The 15,623-nt window shown below is 70.9% G+C and carries 10 protein-coding genes and 1 pseudogene; 5 read left to right on the top strand and 6 right to left on the bottom strand.

The window, feature by feature from the left end; translation table 11 throughout:
- Positions 1–241 precede the first annotated feature (241 nt).
- From ACH65_RS11870 to ACH65_RS11845, 6 genes and pseudogenes are all read right to left on the bottom strand, one after another.
- On the bottom strand, positions 242–1,342 hold the full coding sequence (locus ACH65_RS11870) for a serine hydrolase domain-containing protein (protein WP_082190290.1): 1,101 nt from the start codon (positions 1,340–1,342) through the stop codon (positions 242–244).
- A gap of 235 nt (positions 1,343–1,577) precedes the next feature.
- The gene (locus ACH65_RS19055) at positions 1,578–2,276 is read right to left on the bottom strand and encodes a M15 family metallopeptidase (protein WP_425478291.1); all 699 of its coding nucleotides are present in this window, start codon (positions 2,274–2,276) and stop codon (positions 1,578–1,580) included.
- A gap of 148 nt (positions 2,277–2,424) precedes the next feature.
- Positions 2,425–4,131, bottom strand: a complete 1,707-nt coding sequence (locus tag ACH65_RS11860) for a serine hydrolase (RefSeq protein WP_082190288.1) — start codon at positions 4,129–4,131, stop codon at positions 2,425–2,427.
- Positions 4,132–4,144: 13 nt separating this feature from the next.
- The gene (locus tag ACH65_RS11855) at positions 4,145–5,356 is read right to left on the bottom strand and encodes a dipeptidase (RefSeq protein WP_049622808.1); all 1,212 of its coding nucleotides are present in this window, start codon (positions 5,354–5,356) and stop codon (positions 4,145–4,147) included.
- 417 nt (positions 5,357–5,773) lie between these two features.
- Positions 5,774–8,031, bottom strand: a pseudogene (locus ACH65_RS11850) (TonB-dependent receptor); the annotation flags it as partial.
- A gap of 54 nt (positions 8,032–8,085) precedes the next feature.
- Positions 8,086–9,606, bottom strand: a complete 1,521-nt coding sequence (locus tag ACH65_RS11845) for a transglutaminase-like domain-containing protein (RefSeq protein WP_082190287.1) — start codon at positions 9,604–9,606, stop codon at positions 8,086–8,088.
- A 149-nt stretch (positions 9,607–9,755) separates the two neighbouring features.
- Here ACH65_RS11845 and ACH65_RS11840 point away from each other — a divergent pair, with 149 nt between their 5' ends.
- From ACH65_RS11840 to ACH65_RS11820, 5 genes are all read left to right on the top strand, one after another.
- Positions 9,756–10,907, top strand: a complete 1,152-nt coding sequence (locus ACH65_RS11840; protein ID WP_049622807.1) for a DUF819 family protein — start codon at positions 9,756–9,758, stop codon at positions 10,905–10,907.
- 10 nt (positions 10,908–10,917) lie between these two features.
- Complete coding sequence (locus tag ACH65_RS11835) at positions 10,918–12,321, top strand: C40 family peptidase (protein ID WP_049622806.1); 1,404 nt, start codon at positions 10,918–10,920, stop codon at positions 12,319–12,321.
- Positions 12,322–12,357: 36 nt separating this feature from the next.
- On the top strand, positions 12,358–13,452 hold the full coding sequence (locus ACH65_RS11830; protein WP_049622805.1) for a dipeptide epimerase: 1,095 nt from the start codon (positions 12,358–12,360) through the stop codon (positions 13,450–13,452).
- A gap of 150 nt (positions 13,453–13,602) precedes the next feature.
- Entirely contained in the window at positions 13,603–14,454 is an 852-nt protein-coding gene (locus tag ACH65_RS11825; protein ID WP_049622804.1) for a MurR/RpiR family transcriptional regulator, read from the top strand.
- Positions 14,455–14,748: 294 nt separating this feature from the next.
- On the top strand, positions 14,749–15,543 hold the full coding sequence (locus ACH65_RS11820; RefSeq protein ID WP_049622803.1) for a L,D-transpeptidase family protein: 795 nt from the start codon (positions 14,749–14,751) through the stop codon (positions 15,541–15,543).
- Positions 15,544–15,623: the final 80 nt, after the last annotated feature.

The following is a 15,623-nucleotide window of genomic DNA, read 5'->3' as shown; positions in this document are numbered from 1 at the left end:
TGGGCAAGCAAAGAAAAGTAACTCGCTCCCCGGCAGGGGAGCGAAACCCCCGGCCATAGGGCCGGCCAGGGCAACACCTCGCTTCGAGCAAGGCGTAACCGCTCTGGGTTCCGGCCTACACCGGAACGACGAGCAAGAGCGACGAGCAAGAGCCAAGATACGTGCATTACCACGAGCACCCGCCCCTCACTCCAACCCTCTCCCCGGCGGTGGAGAGGGAGTGAAGCGTGCAAGCACCCCTTCAATCCCCACCAAACAACCTCCCGATCGCCAGCGCCGTCCGATACGGCTCCGGCGCATTGCGATTGCTGAGCAGCACCACCGTGAGATGCCGCTTGGGCCAGCGCACGATCACGTTGCGGAAGCCCACCGTCTCGCCCGAGTGCCACACGGTATCGCCGGTGAGGCGCCAGCCGTAGCCGTAGGTGGCGTCGTAGGGCTCGCCGATCACCTTGTTGTGCGGGCTGAAGGCGAGCCGGCGCGAGGTGGCATCGAGCAGGCGGTTGTCGTAGAGAGCGGCGTCCCATTTCGCCAGGTCGTCGATGGAGGTGTAGATGCCGCCGTCGCCGAGCACCGCGCTGGTCATGCTCTGGTCGGTGCGCGTCCAGGCGCCCTGGATCTCGGTGTAGCCGTAGGCGCGTTCCGGCACCGCGGGGCCGCCCTGCACGTAGGCCAGCGAGTGGCTCATGCCGAGCGGCTGGAAGATGCGCGTGCGCAGAAAGTCCGGGTAGGGCATGCCGGAGGCGCGCTCGACCACCAGCGCGAGCAGGGCGTAGCCGCCGTTGCTGTAGCGGTAGCCCTGGCCGGGCGGGAAGTAGCTGCGGGTTTCGGCGGCGAGCAGGCGCAGCACGTCGGCGTCATGCAGCGGGCGCACGGTCTGTGGCGGCATCAGGTCTTCGTAGTCGATCAGGCCGCTGCCGTGGCTGAGCAGGTGGTGCAGGGTGATGCCCGCGTCGCTCTCCGGCAGCTCGGGCAGCCAGCGGCGCACGGGGTCGTCGAGGCGCAGCTTGCCGTCCTGCGCGAGCAGCAGGATCGACGCGGCGGTGAACTGCTTGCTCACCGAGGCGAGGCGGAAGTCGGTGGACGGCGTGACCGGCGCGCGGGTGGCGAGGTCGGCGAGGCCGTAGCCGTGTCGTAGCGCGGGCTGGCCGTCCTTCAGCACCAGCAGGGCGGCGCCGGGCACGTCGCCTTGGTAGCGCTGCATCAGGCGGTCCACAGCGGCGTCGCGGTCCGTCGGTGAGGCGGGAGCCGCGAAAGGCGCGGCGAGCGCGAGCAGGGAGAGCAACAGGCGCGGCAGGCGCTGGCTGGCTGAAGCCCGCGAAGTCGTGGTGGCGGGTTTCATGCGCCATCCCTGCTGCAGGAGTGCGCGGGCGCGCGACAGGTGGCGCATGGCGCTGGGCAGGTACGGCTTCGGTTGTCCGTGATGTGCGAAGAGCGGTCGCGCGCAAGGCGCGCTTCTACAAGGGCGGGTGCTGCGAGGCGCTTGTTGCGCGGGCCGTGTACGCGGGGCGGCATGGCGGTATCCGTGGTCGGGCGGTGGCGGGCGTGGCGACCGGGGAGAGGGCGAGGGGACGGACTCATTGCACCGGCACGTCGTAGAGCGTGTCGGGCGTGGGTTCGGGCTGGTAGGTGTAGTGCCACCATTCCAGCGGGTAGTTGCTAAAGCCCGCCGCCTCCATCGCGCCGCGCAGGCGGGCGCGGTTGGCGCGCTGGGCTTCGGTGAGGCCGGGTGTTTCGGTATGCGCGCGGGGGTCGAAGTAGTCGAAGCCGGTGCCCATGTCGAGCGGCGCGCAGGGCGCGCCGCGGGCGTCGCATTTCAGCAGGTTGAGGTCCACGGTGCTGCCGCGGCTGTGGCCGGAGATGGGGGCGATGTAGTCGCCGAGTAGCTTCGACTTGTCGAGGTGGGGGTAGTGCGCGGCCTTGGTGCGGGTGTCGGCGAGGTCGTGCGCCCAGCGCACGAAGTCGGCTACCGCGCGGGCGGGGCGGTAGCAGTCCCACAGCTGCAGCCGGTAGCCCTGCGCGCGCAGCGCGTGATCGGCGCGGGCCAGCGCGTCGGCGGCGGGGGCGTGCAGCAGGCACTTGGGCGCGGCGTAGCCCTCCACCGGGCGGCCGACGAAGTTGTCGCGGCCGGCGTATTTCATGTCTTGCGCGATGTCGGGCACGCGCGTGCGCACGTCCACCAGGCCGGCCTCGGCGGCGGTGCGGGCGGGCGAGAGCCGGGGCGTGTCGGCGGCAGCGGTGACCAGGGGAAGCAGGGCGAGGAGGAGCACGGGTATTGCCCGCCGCACCGCCGCAAGGCGCCCTGTAGGAGCGCGCTTGCGCGCGACACGGTGGATGGGTATGGGCGGGTCGCGCACGAGTGCGCTCCTACAGTTGCCGGCCACGCCTGGGCGATGGGTCTTGCGGTTCGGACGTCCAGCCGTCTCAATCACAGCCGCCCTCCCGGGTGAAGTCGAGGTCTTCGTAGTCGGAGCTGAAGTCGCCGTGCGGATCGAGCTTGGCCATGGTGAGGCGCGCGGGCACGCCGTCGTGGAAGTCGAGCCAGGCGTCGGGGTCCACGCTGCGGTCGTCCCAGCGCACGAGGTAGCGGCCGCCGAGCTGCATCACGGCGCCGGCGAGACGCGGCGATTTCTGCGCCTGAAAGCGCACCGCGCCGTTCTGTGCGCACAGGGTGACGGCGCCCAGCCAGGGGTCGCGGTAACGGCCTAGCCGCGCGCCGAGCGCGTGCGGTGCCACGGCCAGCGCGGTGGCGCTGTCGGGCAGGTGGCTGGCGGGGCCGGGCTTGGGTCGCGCGGCGGCCGCCAGCGCGGCGTAGCCGGCCACGCCGCGCGTGTCGGCGGGGGCGGTGAAGTGCTTGAGCAGGGCCTCGGCCAGGATGGTGCGCGCCTCGCCGCCGTTGCCGTTGATGAGGATGACGAAGCCGTTGCGCCGGTCGGGCAGCAGCATCAGCTCCGAATACATGCCGGCCAGCGTGCCGGTGTGCCACACCGTCCACTGGCCGTCGACGTCGGCCATGCGCCAGCCGTAGCCGTAGGCCATCACGTGGCTGTGGTCCCATTCGCGGCGCTGGGCGGAGAGCGGGATCAGCATGTGCGGCGCCTGCAGCACCGTGCGCTGCGCGGGCGAGAGCCAGGCCAGCTGCGCGGGCGTGGGCGCGAGCCAGTTGCGCGCCCAGGCCAGCATGTCGTTCAGGCCGCAGCGGATGCCGCCGGCCGGGTCGGAGGCGGTGGCCGGCACCTCGGCGTCGTCGGCGCGGATCACCCGGTTGCGGCCGTCGAGGTAGCCGTGCGGCTCGGCCACGTTGCCGACCGCGGCGCGGTCCCAGCGGCCGACCTGGCAGCGCGAGAGGCCGAGCGGCGCGAACACCTCGCGGCGCATCAACGTCTCGTAGGGCGCGCCGCCGGCGGCGGCGGCCAGCTCGCCGGCCACCACGTAGAGCAGGTTGTCGTACTGGTATTTGCTGCGGAAGCTGTAGCCGGGCTTGATGTAGCGCAGTGCGTGGATGATGTCGGCGCGGGTGAAGGCGTTGGGCTCGGGCCACAGCATCAGGTCGCCGCCGCCCTCGGGCAGGCCGCTGGAGTGGGTGAGCAGGTCGCTCACGCGCATTTCCCGGGTCACCCAGGCGTCGTGCATCTGGAAGCCGGGCAGGTAGCGGGTGACCGGGTCGTCCCAGCGCAGCTTGCCCTGGTCCACCAGGCGGCCGAGCAGGGCGGTGGTCATGGCCTTGCTGTTGGAGGCGATCTTGAACAGCGTGTCGGCGTCGATCTTCTCGCCGGAGCCGGCCACGCGCTCGCCGAGCGTGCGGGTGTAGACGACCTGGCCGTCCTCGATCACACCGACGGCGAGGCCGGGGAGGTGGTAGCGGGTGTAGGCGTCTTCGACGTAGCGGTCGTAGGTCTGCCGGGCGGTGGCTGTCGTCGCCGTCGCGATGGTCGAAGCGGGGGCACCGGTGTGCGGCGTGGTGGCGCAGGCGGCGAGCAGGGGGAGTGCCGCGGCGAGTGCGCGGCGCGCGAAACGCCGCGCTGTAGCGGCGGTATGGCGGGCGGGTGCTCGCGGCAGCGTGGCGACGGAGCGGGCGCTATCGCCGCCATGCCCGGTACCGGCGTGGTGTGTGTCGGACAGCCCTTGCATGACGCATCTCCCCTCAGCGCCGCCCATCGCGCTCCACCTCCCCCCACACCCGCAGCAGGTTGCCGCTCCACAGCTTGGCGATCTCCGCCTCGCTGAAGCCGTGCCGGCGCAGCGCGGCGGTGACGTTGGCGGTCTCGCCCGCGTCCATCCAGCCGGTGATGCCGCCGCCGCCGTCGAAGTCGGAGGCGATGCCGACGTGGTCGATGCCGGCCACCTCCACCATGTGGCGGATGTGGGCCACGAAGTCGTCCAGCGTGGGCAGCGGGTAGCGCTGCTCGATCGCGGCCAGGCCCTGTTTCATCTCGGGCGAATAGCCGTCCAGTTCGTCGTCGAACTGCTTGCGGCCGTGCTGCTTCGCCACTCGTGCCTCGAGCGCCTTCTCGGCCAGCTCGCGGCCGGGGTCGAGCTTGAGGAAGCCCTTGTAGGCCACCGCCTGGATCACGCCGCCCTTGGCGGCGATGGCGCGCAGCAGCTCGTCGGGCAGGTCGCGCGGGTGGTTCACCAGGGCGCGGGCGGAGGAGTGCGAGGCGATGATGGGCGCGCTGGACAGTGCCAGCACGTCGCGCACGCAGGCGTCGGAGGCGTGCGAGATGTCCACCATCATGCCGAGCGCATTGGCGCGCTTCACCACCGCGCGGCCGAAGTCGCTGAGGCCGGCGTCGCTCACCGGCGGGTCGCCCAGGTCGGCCTGCGGCATCGAGCTGGTGCACAGGTCGTCGTGGCCCACGTGCACCAGGCCCACGTAGCGGGCGCCGCGCGCGTAGGCGGCGTCGAGGTTGGCGAGCTGGTGGCCGAGCGAGTAGGCGTTCTCGATGCCGATCATCGCCGAGAGCCGGCCGGCGGCGTGGTTGGCCGCGACCTGCGCGGGCGTGGTGGCGAGGCGGATGCGCGCGGGGTACTTGGCCAGCATGCGGTCGATGGCGTCGTACTTCTGCTTCGCCTGCGCCACCGCCTTGGCGTAGCCGGCCGGCGTCAGCGGGCCCTGCGGCACCCAGACGACGAAGAAGGCGGCATCGAGCCCGCCGCGCCGCATCTTGCCGAGGTCCACCTGCAGCGGTGTGTCGGCGCCGGGGTCGAAGCGCGCCTCGCGCAGGTAGGCGAAGGGGATGTCGACGTGGGTGTCGAGGGTGAGCGGGGCCTGCTGGGCCGGCGCGGCGGCGTTGGCCGCCAGGGCCAGCGCGGCGAGCAGGGCGGCGAGCAGGGGCCGGTGGCCGGGTCGGGTCATGGTTTCTCCCTTGTGGCGCCGGCCGTGGCCGGCGTGCAGGCTGCATGGGGCGGTGGGCTTGCCGCTGGCGAATGCGCAGTGGCCGCGGTGCGCGCGCGGCGACCGGGCGCCGGCCCCAAGCATTCGCGGCCGGCGGGCGGTTTGCAAGCCGGCGTGCCGAAAAAAGGAGGCGGCCCGCAAGGCGCGGGCCGCCGGCAGGGAAGGCTTTTAGAAATCCACCGTCACCGTGAGCTGGGTGAAGCGCGGCGACTGGAAGCCGATCGATTGCCTGAAGGTGTCGTTGGTGGCGTTGGAGATGGTGGTCTGCAGGTCCTGGTCCACGTTCACCGTGCGCTGCTGGTTGAGCAGGTTGTAGACCGCGAGCTTCACCTGCAGCTTGCCGCGCCCCTCGAACGGCAGGATGTAGCTGATGCCGGCGTTGACGGTGAGCCAGCCGTCCGGCTTGCCGTCGCAGTTGGTGTCGCCCCACACGGTGGTTTTCTTGCCGGGGTTGCCCATCACCCAGCCGATGTAGCCGTCGCCGCCGCACTGCGCGGTGGCGCTGATCTCCATGTCGTCGATGGCGTTGTGCAGCTTGCGGTAGGTGCCTTTCACGCCCCACGACCACTGCGGGCCCAGCATCTGCTGGAAGCCGAGGATGGCCTCGTCCTGGTAGACCGGGTCCATGTGGTGGTCCACCTCCGAGCGCAGGTCGCCCACGCTGCCGTCGCCCTGCGAGGTGTCCACCGCGCCGATCTGCGGGCCGAGTTTGGGCACCGCGTACTGCACGCCGTTCAACTCTCGGATGTCCCAGCCGTCGAAGGCGTAGTAGGTGCGCTCGTCGAGCAGGCCGCCGGCCTGCTTGATGTTGATCACGTTGGCCACCGGCAGGTAGTAGCGGCCCAGGTTGCCGAACAGCTTGGCGCTGCCGTCGCCCTTCATGTCCCAGGAGAAGCCCACGCGCGGGGCGATCTGGCGGCTCATCTTGATGTAGCTGTGGCCCGCCGCGTCCTGGTTGTCGAAGCTGTCGTTGCGCACGCCGGCGTTGAGCACCAGGTTGGGCGCGAGCTGCCAGTTGTCCTCCAGGTAGTAGGCGGCGTTGAGCGTCTTGAAGGTGCCGCCGATCTGGTAGCGGCGGGCGCGCACGTAGCCCGGGTAGCCGGCCGGCATCACGCCGCCGTTGGGCAGGGTGGCGCCGGCGCCGGCGGTGTAGAGGTTGTAGTAGACCGCGCCGGGGCCGGCGTAGTACTGGCTGGAGACGGAGGTGTCGTCCTCGTGATCGTAGCCGAAGCGCAGCAGGTGGTCGCCCAGCGTCCACTCGAAGTCGGCGCGGCCCTGCTTGCGGGTGTCCTGGCGCGAATACACGGTGGAGTTGCTGCTGCAGCCGAGCTGCACGCCGGGGCTGTTGCCCTGCAGGAAGGCGTTGGTGGCCGCTACGCGGTTGCAGTCCACGTCGAGCTGCGAGTGGGTGAAGGCCTCGCGCTCGTTGCGGCCAACCATCAGCTTCATCGACAGGTCGTTGGTGAGGTAGCTGGTCCAGGTCAGCGCCCAGTTGCGCCCGCCGGTGTCGGTGAAGACCTGGTTGGTCTTGCCGGTGGTGGTGTTGCTGGCGTAGTCGTAGCCGTAGACGTCGCCGGTGGTGCTGTTCCTGTCCGAGAAGGCCATCAGCGAGAGCACGTTGCTGTCGGTGATGTTCCAGTCGATGGTGCCGCCCCAGAAGCCGGTGTGCGAGTTGTTGTAGGTGATGGACTCGCCCTGGTCGTCGGTGTTGCGCGGGGTGGCGCCGCGTGCCTCGTACATGGCGAAGAAGAACAGCTTGTCCTTGACGATGGGGCCGGAGGCCCAGACGTCGGTCTTCACCAGCGAGTCGCGGTCGCGGCGCTGGGTGAGGTAGCGGTTGCCCTCATCGTCGTAGTGGTTGGCCGCCACCGAGTGCCAGTTGCCCGGCTCCAGCGTGATCTGGGTGCCGCCCTGGAACTCGTTGGTGCCCGAGCGCACCACCGCGTTGACCACGCCGCCGGTGGTGCGGCCGAACTCCACCGAGTAGCCGCCGGTCTTGACCTGGAACTCCTGGTAGAAGGCAAACGGCGCCTCGGAGAAACCGTTGCGGTTGTAGAAGTCGGTGACGTTGAGGCCGTTGACGTAGAAGGCGTTCTCCGCCACCGAGGAGCCGCCGAAGGAGATGCCGCCGAAGCCGGCGTTGCCCCTGACCACGCCGGGCGCGAGCAGCGCCACCGAGGTCACGTTGGGTCCACCGGCAGGCGCGCCAGCTCCTGCCGGCTGATGTTGGTGGCGCTCTCGGTGGAGCTGACGTCGATCACCGGCAGCACGGTGCCGCTCACGCTTACCGTGGAGAGGTTGGTGGCGTCGCCCACGTTGACGTTGGTGGCGTTGCCCAGCGTCACGGTGACGGCGATGGGCGCGCCCAGCGCCTGCCCGCCCTGCTCGGCGGTGAGCGTGTAGTCGCCCACCGGCAGGAACGGGATGCGGTAGCTGCCTTTCGCGTCGGCGGTCACCGAGCGGCTCAGGCCGGTGGCCGGGTTGACCACGGTCACCACCGCACCCGGCTTGGTGTGGCCGCTCACGGTGCCGTCGTTGTTGGCGGCATAGGCCGGCAACGCGGCCAGCGACATCAAACCCATCCCCAACGCCGTACACAAAACGGTACGGGCAAGCCTCTCAGCCCTGCTGCGCATATCCCCTCTCTCCCCACGCCGGCCGCTCCGGCGCACTTGTCATGAAACGTGGTGTCAGTGGCCCGCTTGCACGGGCAGGAGCTGCCAGGCGAAGTGGTAGCTCCACTGGTCGTAGTAGAGGTTTCCCCCTCTCCACTCGACCTCGCCGCGCTGCGAGTCCACGGTGTCCGAGCGCGGGTACTGCTTGGCCGGCACCAAGGGCTGGCCGTAGTCGTCGTTGAAGGCGACGCGGTAGGCGTCGAGCCCGCCGAGATAGAACCAACGCAGCGACGGGTCGTCGCCCGGCGCGGGTTCGAGCTGGCCGAAGGTCACGTCCATCGGCACCCAGCCGTAGGGCGCCAGGTACAGCCAGCCCCAGTCGTGGATGTCCTCGTACTTCGTGTCGGAGAAGATCCAGCCGGACTGCCAGCGCGCCGGGATGCCGTTGAGCCGCAGCAGGGCGATCAGCAGCAGGGTCTGCTGGCCGCAGTCGCCGTGGCCGGCGTGCAGGGTGTAGTCGCTGATGTGGCTGAGCGTGGAGTATTCGCGCGCGCCGGCCCAGGGGATGCGGTCCACCGCGGCGAACAGCTTCTGCGCGATGCGGTAGGGGTTGGTCTCGCCGCCCACCACCTGGCGCGAGAAGGCGCGCAGGTCGCCGGTGAACACCACGTGCGGCGGCCGCTCGGCCACGTAGGGCGCCAAGGCCGGGGTGATCGGTGCGCGCACCACCTTGGCCGGGTCGATGGCGTAGTCGCGTGCGTACACGGTGACGTCGTAGTCGATCGCGAACACGGTGGGCTTGCCGGCCTGCGCGGGCTGCTCCAGGTACACCGTGCGCATCGGCGCGGAGGCGGGCGCCACGGTGTGCGCGGCCGGCGTGCTGCCGAGCAGGCGCAGGGCCTCCTGCTGGCCGGGCAGCTCGCGCGGGTAGGGGATCCAGGCTCGCACCGTCTCGCCGGCGGGCACGGCGTCGGCCTTCACTGTCACTGTCTGCGTCACGTGCACGCGCCGGGGCGCCACGCTGGTGCGGCCGCTGGCGCGCGCCTCGGCGCGGGCCTCGCGCTGGTGGGGGCCGAGCACCTGCAGCGGGCTGTCGTCGAACGGCGTCTGCACCGCGCGCCGCGCGCGCGCCTCGGCGCTGAGGCGGAACAGGTTGGAGGGCGCGCGCTTGAAGTACAGCGTGCGGCCGTCGAGGTTCAGGTGCTCGATGAGGCCGGCGGCGTCCCAGCGCGCGAACTCCGCGTCGCTGAGGTCGGGGATGTCGCGGCGCAGGCGCGCCTTGGCCGCTTCGGCGTCGAGCGTGAAGTCGAGCCGGATGCGGCGCATGCGCTCGCGCTGGAAGGCCAGCGCCTCGCGCTCCGCGGCGGGCAGGCCGGGCTGCGCCAGTGCGCGGGCGATGGCCGCCTCGGCATCGCGGAAACGGCCGGCGTCGATCTGGGCAATGATGGGTGCGGTCGCGGTGGCCTCATCGGCGGTGGCCGCGACCGCACCCGGGCCGCCGAGCGCGAGCAGCAGCGCGACGGCCGCGGCGCCGGCCCGCCGGCCCTGGCGCCGGCGCGGCACGGCTTCCCCGCGCGATGCATGCATCGTGGTCATGGCCTTGTCTCCCCCGAGCGCCGATGAACCGTGTGTAACATGCTTGAAAAAGGTGGTCAATAATTTATGCTTCAAAAAAACTAACGTGGAATTTCTTATTCCACCCACGGGTGGCGCGGGGCGCGACCGATGGCTCTGAAGGGGGAGCGGTGATCCACACGGTCTGGCCTTATCTCGCGGTGATGCTGCTGGCCGCGGGCGTGTTCCCCGCGCTGGAGCGGCGCTACGGCTGGCGCCTGTTCGAGGTGCTGCCGCCGATCGTGCTGGTGTACCTCACCGTGACCGCGCTGGCGGTGTCGGGGCTGTGGCAGGTGAACGAGGAGATCCGTGCGGCGCAGGGCCTCTTGATCGCGCACATGGTGCCGGCGCTCTTGTTCCTGCTGATGATCAACTGCGACCTGCGCGCCATCTTCCGGCTCGGGCCGCGCGTGCTGGCGGTGTTCTTCTCCACCACGGTGTGCCTGTTCATCGCCTTCATCAGCGTGTTCCTGATCTTCCACCGCTGGCTGCCCGGCAACACCTGGCAGCCGCTGGCCGCGCTCTCCGGCAGCTGGGTGGGCGGCACCGCCAACATGATCGCGGTGAAGCAGGCCATCGGCATGCCCGACACCCTGCTCGCCATGAGCCTGCTCACCGACGCGCTGTGCTACTCGATGTGGGTGGTGGTGCTGTTCGCGGTGGCGCGGCTGGCGCCGGCCTTCAACCGCTGGACGCGGGCGCGCTCCAGCGCGGAGATGGCGGCGGCCGACACCGCGCCGCGCGCGCCCACGGTGCCGGAGAACGTGCTGATCTGGCTGGGCCTGGCCCTGCTGGTGGGCGCCGGCTCCGCCGCTCTGGCGGGGCACCTGCCGACCTCCAGCATGATCTCGGCCACCACCTGGACCATCCTGCTCGCCACGCTGGCGGGGCTCATTGCCGCGCACACGCCGCTGGCGCGCTTCGCCGGTGCCAGCACGATTTCCAGCGCGATGCTGATCGGCGTGGTGGCGGTGCTCGCCTCGCAGAGCAACTTCGAGGGCATCGCGCGGGCGCCGCTGTACCTGCTGTGCGGGGTCTGCATCATCGCCATCCATGCCGCGCTGCTGGCGCTGGCGGCGCGGCTGTTCCACTTCGACCTGTACCTGTGCGGCATCGCCTCGCTGGCGCACATCGGCGGCGTGGCCGCCACGCCGGTGCTGGCAGCGAGCTACGCGCGCTCGCTGGTGCCGGTGGGCATCCTGCTGGCGCTGCTGGGCTATATCCTCGGCACCGGCTTCGGCCTGCTGGTGGCCTCGGTGATGGCGGCGCTGGCCGCAAACTAGGAATCTCCCGATGCGCTTCGTCCTTCCCGTTTCCCTCGGCCTGCTGCTCGCCCTCGGCGGCCCCGCGCTGCGCGCGGCGCAGCCGGACGTCTCGCCCCTGCCAGTGCCGCCTTCGGGCGTGATCGGCATGGACGAGGCCAAGCTCGCGCCGCAGTTCTGGATCGCCCGGCAGGACGACCCCGACCGCATCATCTTGAGCCGCGAGGAGATCGCCGCCGCCAACGCCCGGCTGCTGCGCGAGGACGACTCCATGCACGACCTGCGCGCGCTGCCGGCCACGCTGCCGCGCGCCCAGGTGCGGGGCTGGATCGAGGGCCTTTCCACGCGCCCCACGCGCACGCTCTACGACGCGCAGGGCAAGGCGGTGCCGGCGGCGACGCTCGACGGCCTCATGGACGCGCTTGCGCTCGACGCCATCCCCGCCACCCAGCCCACCCGCTACGGCCTGGTGGTGCAGCGCGCGGCGCTGCGCAGCTTCCCCACCGGCCTGCGCGTGTTCAGCCGCACCGGTGACCTCGACATCGACCGCTTCCAGGAGACGGCCGAGTTCCCCGGCACGCCGGTGGCCATCGTGCACGCCAGCCGCGACGGCCAGTGGCTGTTCGTGGTGAGCCCGCGCTATGCCGCCTGGACGCGCCGCGAGAACGTGGCCGAAGGCAGCGCCGCCGAGGTGCTCGGCTACGCGGCGAAGCGGCCCTACCGCGTGGTCACCGCCGCCAGTGTGCGCACCGTGTACACGCCCGAGCGGCCGGAAGTCTCCCAGCTCCAGCTCGACATGGGCACGCGCGTGCCGCTGGCCGACTGGCCGGCGGATCAGCCGGTGAACGGCGAGGGCGCCTACAGCTCGCACGTGCTGGAATTGCCGCACCGCACCGCCGAGGGCAGGCTCGCCTTCACGTCCGCGTTGTTACAGAAGAACACCGACACCACCGACGACTACCTGCCGCTCACCCCGGCCAACCTGATCCGCCAGGCCTTCAAGTTCCTCGGCGAGCGCTACGGCTGGGGCCACGACTTCGACGGCCGCGACTGCTCGGGCTTCGTCTCCGACGTCTACCGCAGCATGGGCGTGGAGCTGCCGCGCAACACCAGCCGCCAGGCGGTGAGCCCGGCGCTGGACCATCGCGCCTTCACCGCGGCGGACGGCCACGAGGTACGCCTGCAGGCGGTGAAGCAGCTGCAGCTGGGCGACCTCATCTACATCCCCGGCCACGTGATGATGGTGCTCGGCTGGGTGGGCGACGAACCCTACGTGATCCACGACACCAGCGGCATCGCCTACCGCACGGCCGAGGGCGGCATCCGCCGTGTCAAGCTCGACGCCGTGTCGGTGACGCCGCTGCGGCCGCTCTTGTTCGGCGAGCGCGACAGCTACATCGACCGCATGACCAGCATCGTGCGCATCCGCCGCTGACGTGCGCGCACCTCACTCCTGTACGCGAAGGATTCCATGAAGATCACCGAGATCCGCTTCGGCAAGCTGCGGGTGCCGCTGAAGACGCCGTTCAAGACCGCGCTGCGCACCGTCGAGGAGGTGGAGGATATCGTGGTGATGGTGCACACCGACACCGGCCACGTCGGCTACGGCGAGGCGCCGGCCACGGCGGTGATCACCGGCGACACGCACGGCTCCATCCTCGATGCCATCCGCCACTACATCGCGCCGCGCCTGATCGGGCAGGAGGTTGCCAACCTCAACCGCCTCACCCGGCTGATCCAGGGCGCGATGGAGCGCAACACCAGCGCCAAGGCGGCGGTGGAGATCGCCGTGTACGACCTCTGGGGCCAGCTCTACGGCGCGCCGCTGTACCGCCTGCTGGGCGGCGGCGACCCGGTGATCACTACCGACATCACCATCAGCGTGGACTACATCGACAAGATGGTGGCCGACTCGGTGGCGGCGGTGGAGCGCGGCTTCGAGTCGCTCAAGATCAAGGTGGGCAAGGACATCGGCGTGGACATCGAGCGCGTCAAGGCGATCTACGCGGCGGTGGCGGACCGCGCGCTGCTGCGCCTGGACGCCAACCAGGGCTGGACCGCCAAGCAGGCGGTGTACGCGCTGCAGACGCTCGAAGATGCGGGCGTGCGGCTGGAGCTGGTGGAGCAGCCGGTGAAGGCGCGCGACCTCGAAGGCATGCGCTACGTGACCGAGCGCGTGCACACGCCGGTGATGGCCGACGAGAGCGTGTTCGGGCCGCAGGAGGTGATCGACCTGATCCGCCTTCGCGCGGCCGACATCATCAACATCAAGCTGATGAAGACCGGCGGCCTCTCCAACGCCATCCGCATCGCCGACATCGCCGCGCTGTACGGCGTGGAGTGCATGATCGGCTGCATGCTGGAGGCGGCCGTGAGCGTCACCGCGGCGGTGCACCTGGCCGTGGCCAGGGCGGACGTGATCACCAAGGTGGACCTGGACGGGCCGTCCCTGGGCCGCTTCAACCCGGTGGACGGCGGGGTGATCTTCAACGAGTCGGAGATCACCATCACCGACGCGCCGGGGTTGGGGATCCGCGAGATCCGCGGCCTGGACATGATCGATTGAAGCGGGATCGATCGAAGCAGGACCGATCGAAGCGGGATGGATTGAAGCAGGCTCGATAGGGAGCAGGTTCGATTGAGGCACACTCGGCGAACGCCGGCGCGGGCACGGCCGGCAAGCGATGCAACGGGCTGGACGGAGGGGGCGGGGAGCATGTCGGCGCTGGTGAAGATCCGCTCGGAGCGCGACCGCATGTCGGCGGTGGAGCGGCGCATCGCCGACTACATCCTGGAGAACGCGCAGCTCCTGCGCGACTACTCCTCCCAGCAGCTCGCCAGCGCGCTCGGCATCAGCCAGTCCAGCGTGGTCAAGTTCACCCAGAAGCTGGGTTTCAAGGGCTACCCCGACCTCAAGTATGCGGTGGGCGAGGCGATCGCCCGCGCCGACCACGGCGAGTCCGCCGAGGTCGATGCCGCGCAGGCGGAGACGCCGGAAGCCGCCGCCGCGCTGTGGCGCTGCAAGAGCGTGGCGGAGGAGGCCACCCGCCTGCTCAACCCGCCGGCCACGGTGCAGGCGGTGGCCGCCGCGATCGCGCGGGCCGGCAAGGGCGGACGCGTGTTCACCGTGGGCCTGGGCGAGGACGACGCGGCCGCGCGCGGCTTCGCGCTGCGCCTGGCCCTGCTCGGCATCCTGGTGGTGCAGAGCTTCGACACCGCGCGCATCACCGCCAGCCTCGCCGCCGCCGGGCCGGGCGACGTGCTGCTGGTGTTCTGCGAGCACGGCAACCACCCGGCGCTGTGCAAGATCGCGCGGCTGTTCCGCGAGCGCCGCGGCAAGGTGGTCACGGTGACGCGCCACTCCGCCAACCCGCTGCGCGCGATGGCCGACGTCGCCCTGGTGGTGTCGGCGCACGACGAACGGCCGTATATCCGTCCATTGCTCTACCAGGCGGCCTTGCAGCACCTGCTGGACGGCGTGTTCGTGTGGCTGTGCGAGGAGGACGAGCGCCGGCAGGCACAGTTCCTGGCGAGCCAGGAGCGCATCCGGCGCATGCTCGAACCGTGAGAGTCTGTCCAAGGCCCTCCGCTTGCTCCCTCCCCTGCGTGCAGGGGAGGGTTGGGGAGGGGTAAGCCCTTGCCTCGAGGCAAGGCTTCCCCCGCCCGACCTCGCCCTGCACGCAGGGGGAGGCGTTGTCCCGTATGGCTCCGGGAGGTTGGGCGAACTCCGGGCGCAGAGAAAAAAACGGCATGGCAGATGGAAGGGCCGACGACACAACGAGTCACGATGCGGCAGGCCGCGAACCCGCCGCACGGACCAAAGGCGATGAGCGAGGTGACGGGAATGGGCAGGGCGGTTTCGATGCGGCGCGCGTGGCGCCTTGGCTGGCGGGTCGCCGGCCTGACCTTGCTGGCGGGCGCGCTGCCGGCGGCGGCCGACCCCGCCGCCGGCCCGGCGCCGGCAGCCACGGCAGGCTGGGCGCAGGCGCGCCAGCTGATCCTGGTGGTAACGCCCGACTGGAACGCCGACCACGGCAGCTTGCAGACCTTCGTGCGCGACGGGCAGGGCTGGCGCGCGGCGGGCCTCGCCGCGCCGGTCACCATCGGCCATGCCGGCGCGGCTTGGGGCCGTGGCCTGCAGCCGGAAGCGGGCGAGGGGCCGCGCAAGCGCGAGGGCGACGGGCGCAGCCCGGCCGGCGTGTTCCGGCTCGGCATCGCCTTCGGCTACGCGGCGGGCGCCACCACGGCGATGCCCTATCGCGCGCTCACGGCGGGCGACTACTGCATCGACGTCAGCGGCTCGCCGCTCTACAACCGCATCGTCGATGCGGCGAAGGTGGGCGAGGCGGCGGTGAAGGGCTCCACCGAGCCGATGCGCCGCGACCTCCACGTGCACGGCGACCAGCGCTACAAGCTCGGCTTCGTGATCGCGCACAATGCCGATGCGCGGGCGCAGGCCGGCAGCTGCATCTTCGGCCACCTGTGGAAATCCCCGCACGACGCCACCACCGGCTGCACCGCGATGGCCGAGGCCACCATGCGCGCGCTGCTGGCTTGGCTGCGTCCGGACGAGCAGCCGGTGTTCGTGCTGCTGCCGCGGCAGGCCTACGCGCGGCTGGCGGCGTCCTGGCAGCTGCCGCGCCTCGCGGCGCCGTGACGGCGGGCGGGAGGCCTCCGACGCTTTCCCCAGCGGACTCAACGGACAGCGCCTGCTCCTGCGCCGGGGAGTCTCGGCTC

It is taken from the genome of Frateuria defendens (assembly GCF_001182895.1).
Taxonomy (GTDB): Bacteria; Pseudomonadota; Gammaproteobacteria; order Xanthomonadales; family Rhodanobacteraceae; genus Frateuria_B; species Frateuria_B defendens.
This window is presented reverse-complemented; position numbering and strand designations above follow the sequence as displayed.

Coding starts and splice junctions, on each gene's coding strand:
- ACH65_RS11870 (WP_082190290.1), bottom strand. CDS start 1,342: ATGAAACCCGCCACCACGACTTCGCGGGCTTCAGCCAGCCAGCGCCTG.
- ACH65_RS11860 (WP_082190288.1), bottom strand. CDS start 4,131: ATGCAAGGGCTGTCCGACACACACCACGCCGGTACCGGGCATGGCGGC.
- ACH65_RS11855 (WP_049622808.1), bottom strand. CDS start 5,356: ATGACCCGACCCGGCCACCGGCCCCTGCTCGCCGCCCTGCTCGCCGCG.
- ACH65_RS11845 (WP_082190287.1), bottom strand. CDS start 9,606: ATGACCACGATGCATGCATCGCGCGGGGAAGCCGTGCCGCGCCGGCGC.
- ACH65_RS11835 (WP_049622806.1), top strand. CDS start 10,918: ATGCGCTTCGTCCTTCCCGTTTCCCTCGGCCTGCTGCTCGCCCTCGGC.
- ACH65_RS11830 (WP_049622805.1), top strand. CDS start 12,358: ATGAAGATCACCGAGATCCGCTTCGGCAAGCTGCGGGTGCCGCTGAAG.
- ACH65_RS11825 (WP_049622804.1), top strand. CDS start 13,603: ATGTCGGCGCTGGTGAAGATCCGCTCGGAGCGCGACCGCATGTCGGCG.
- ACH65_RS11820 (WP_049622803.1), top strand. CDS start 14,749: ATGCGGCGCGCGTGGCGCCTTGGCTGGCGGGTCGCCGGCCTGACCTTG.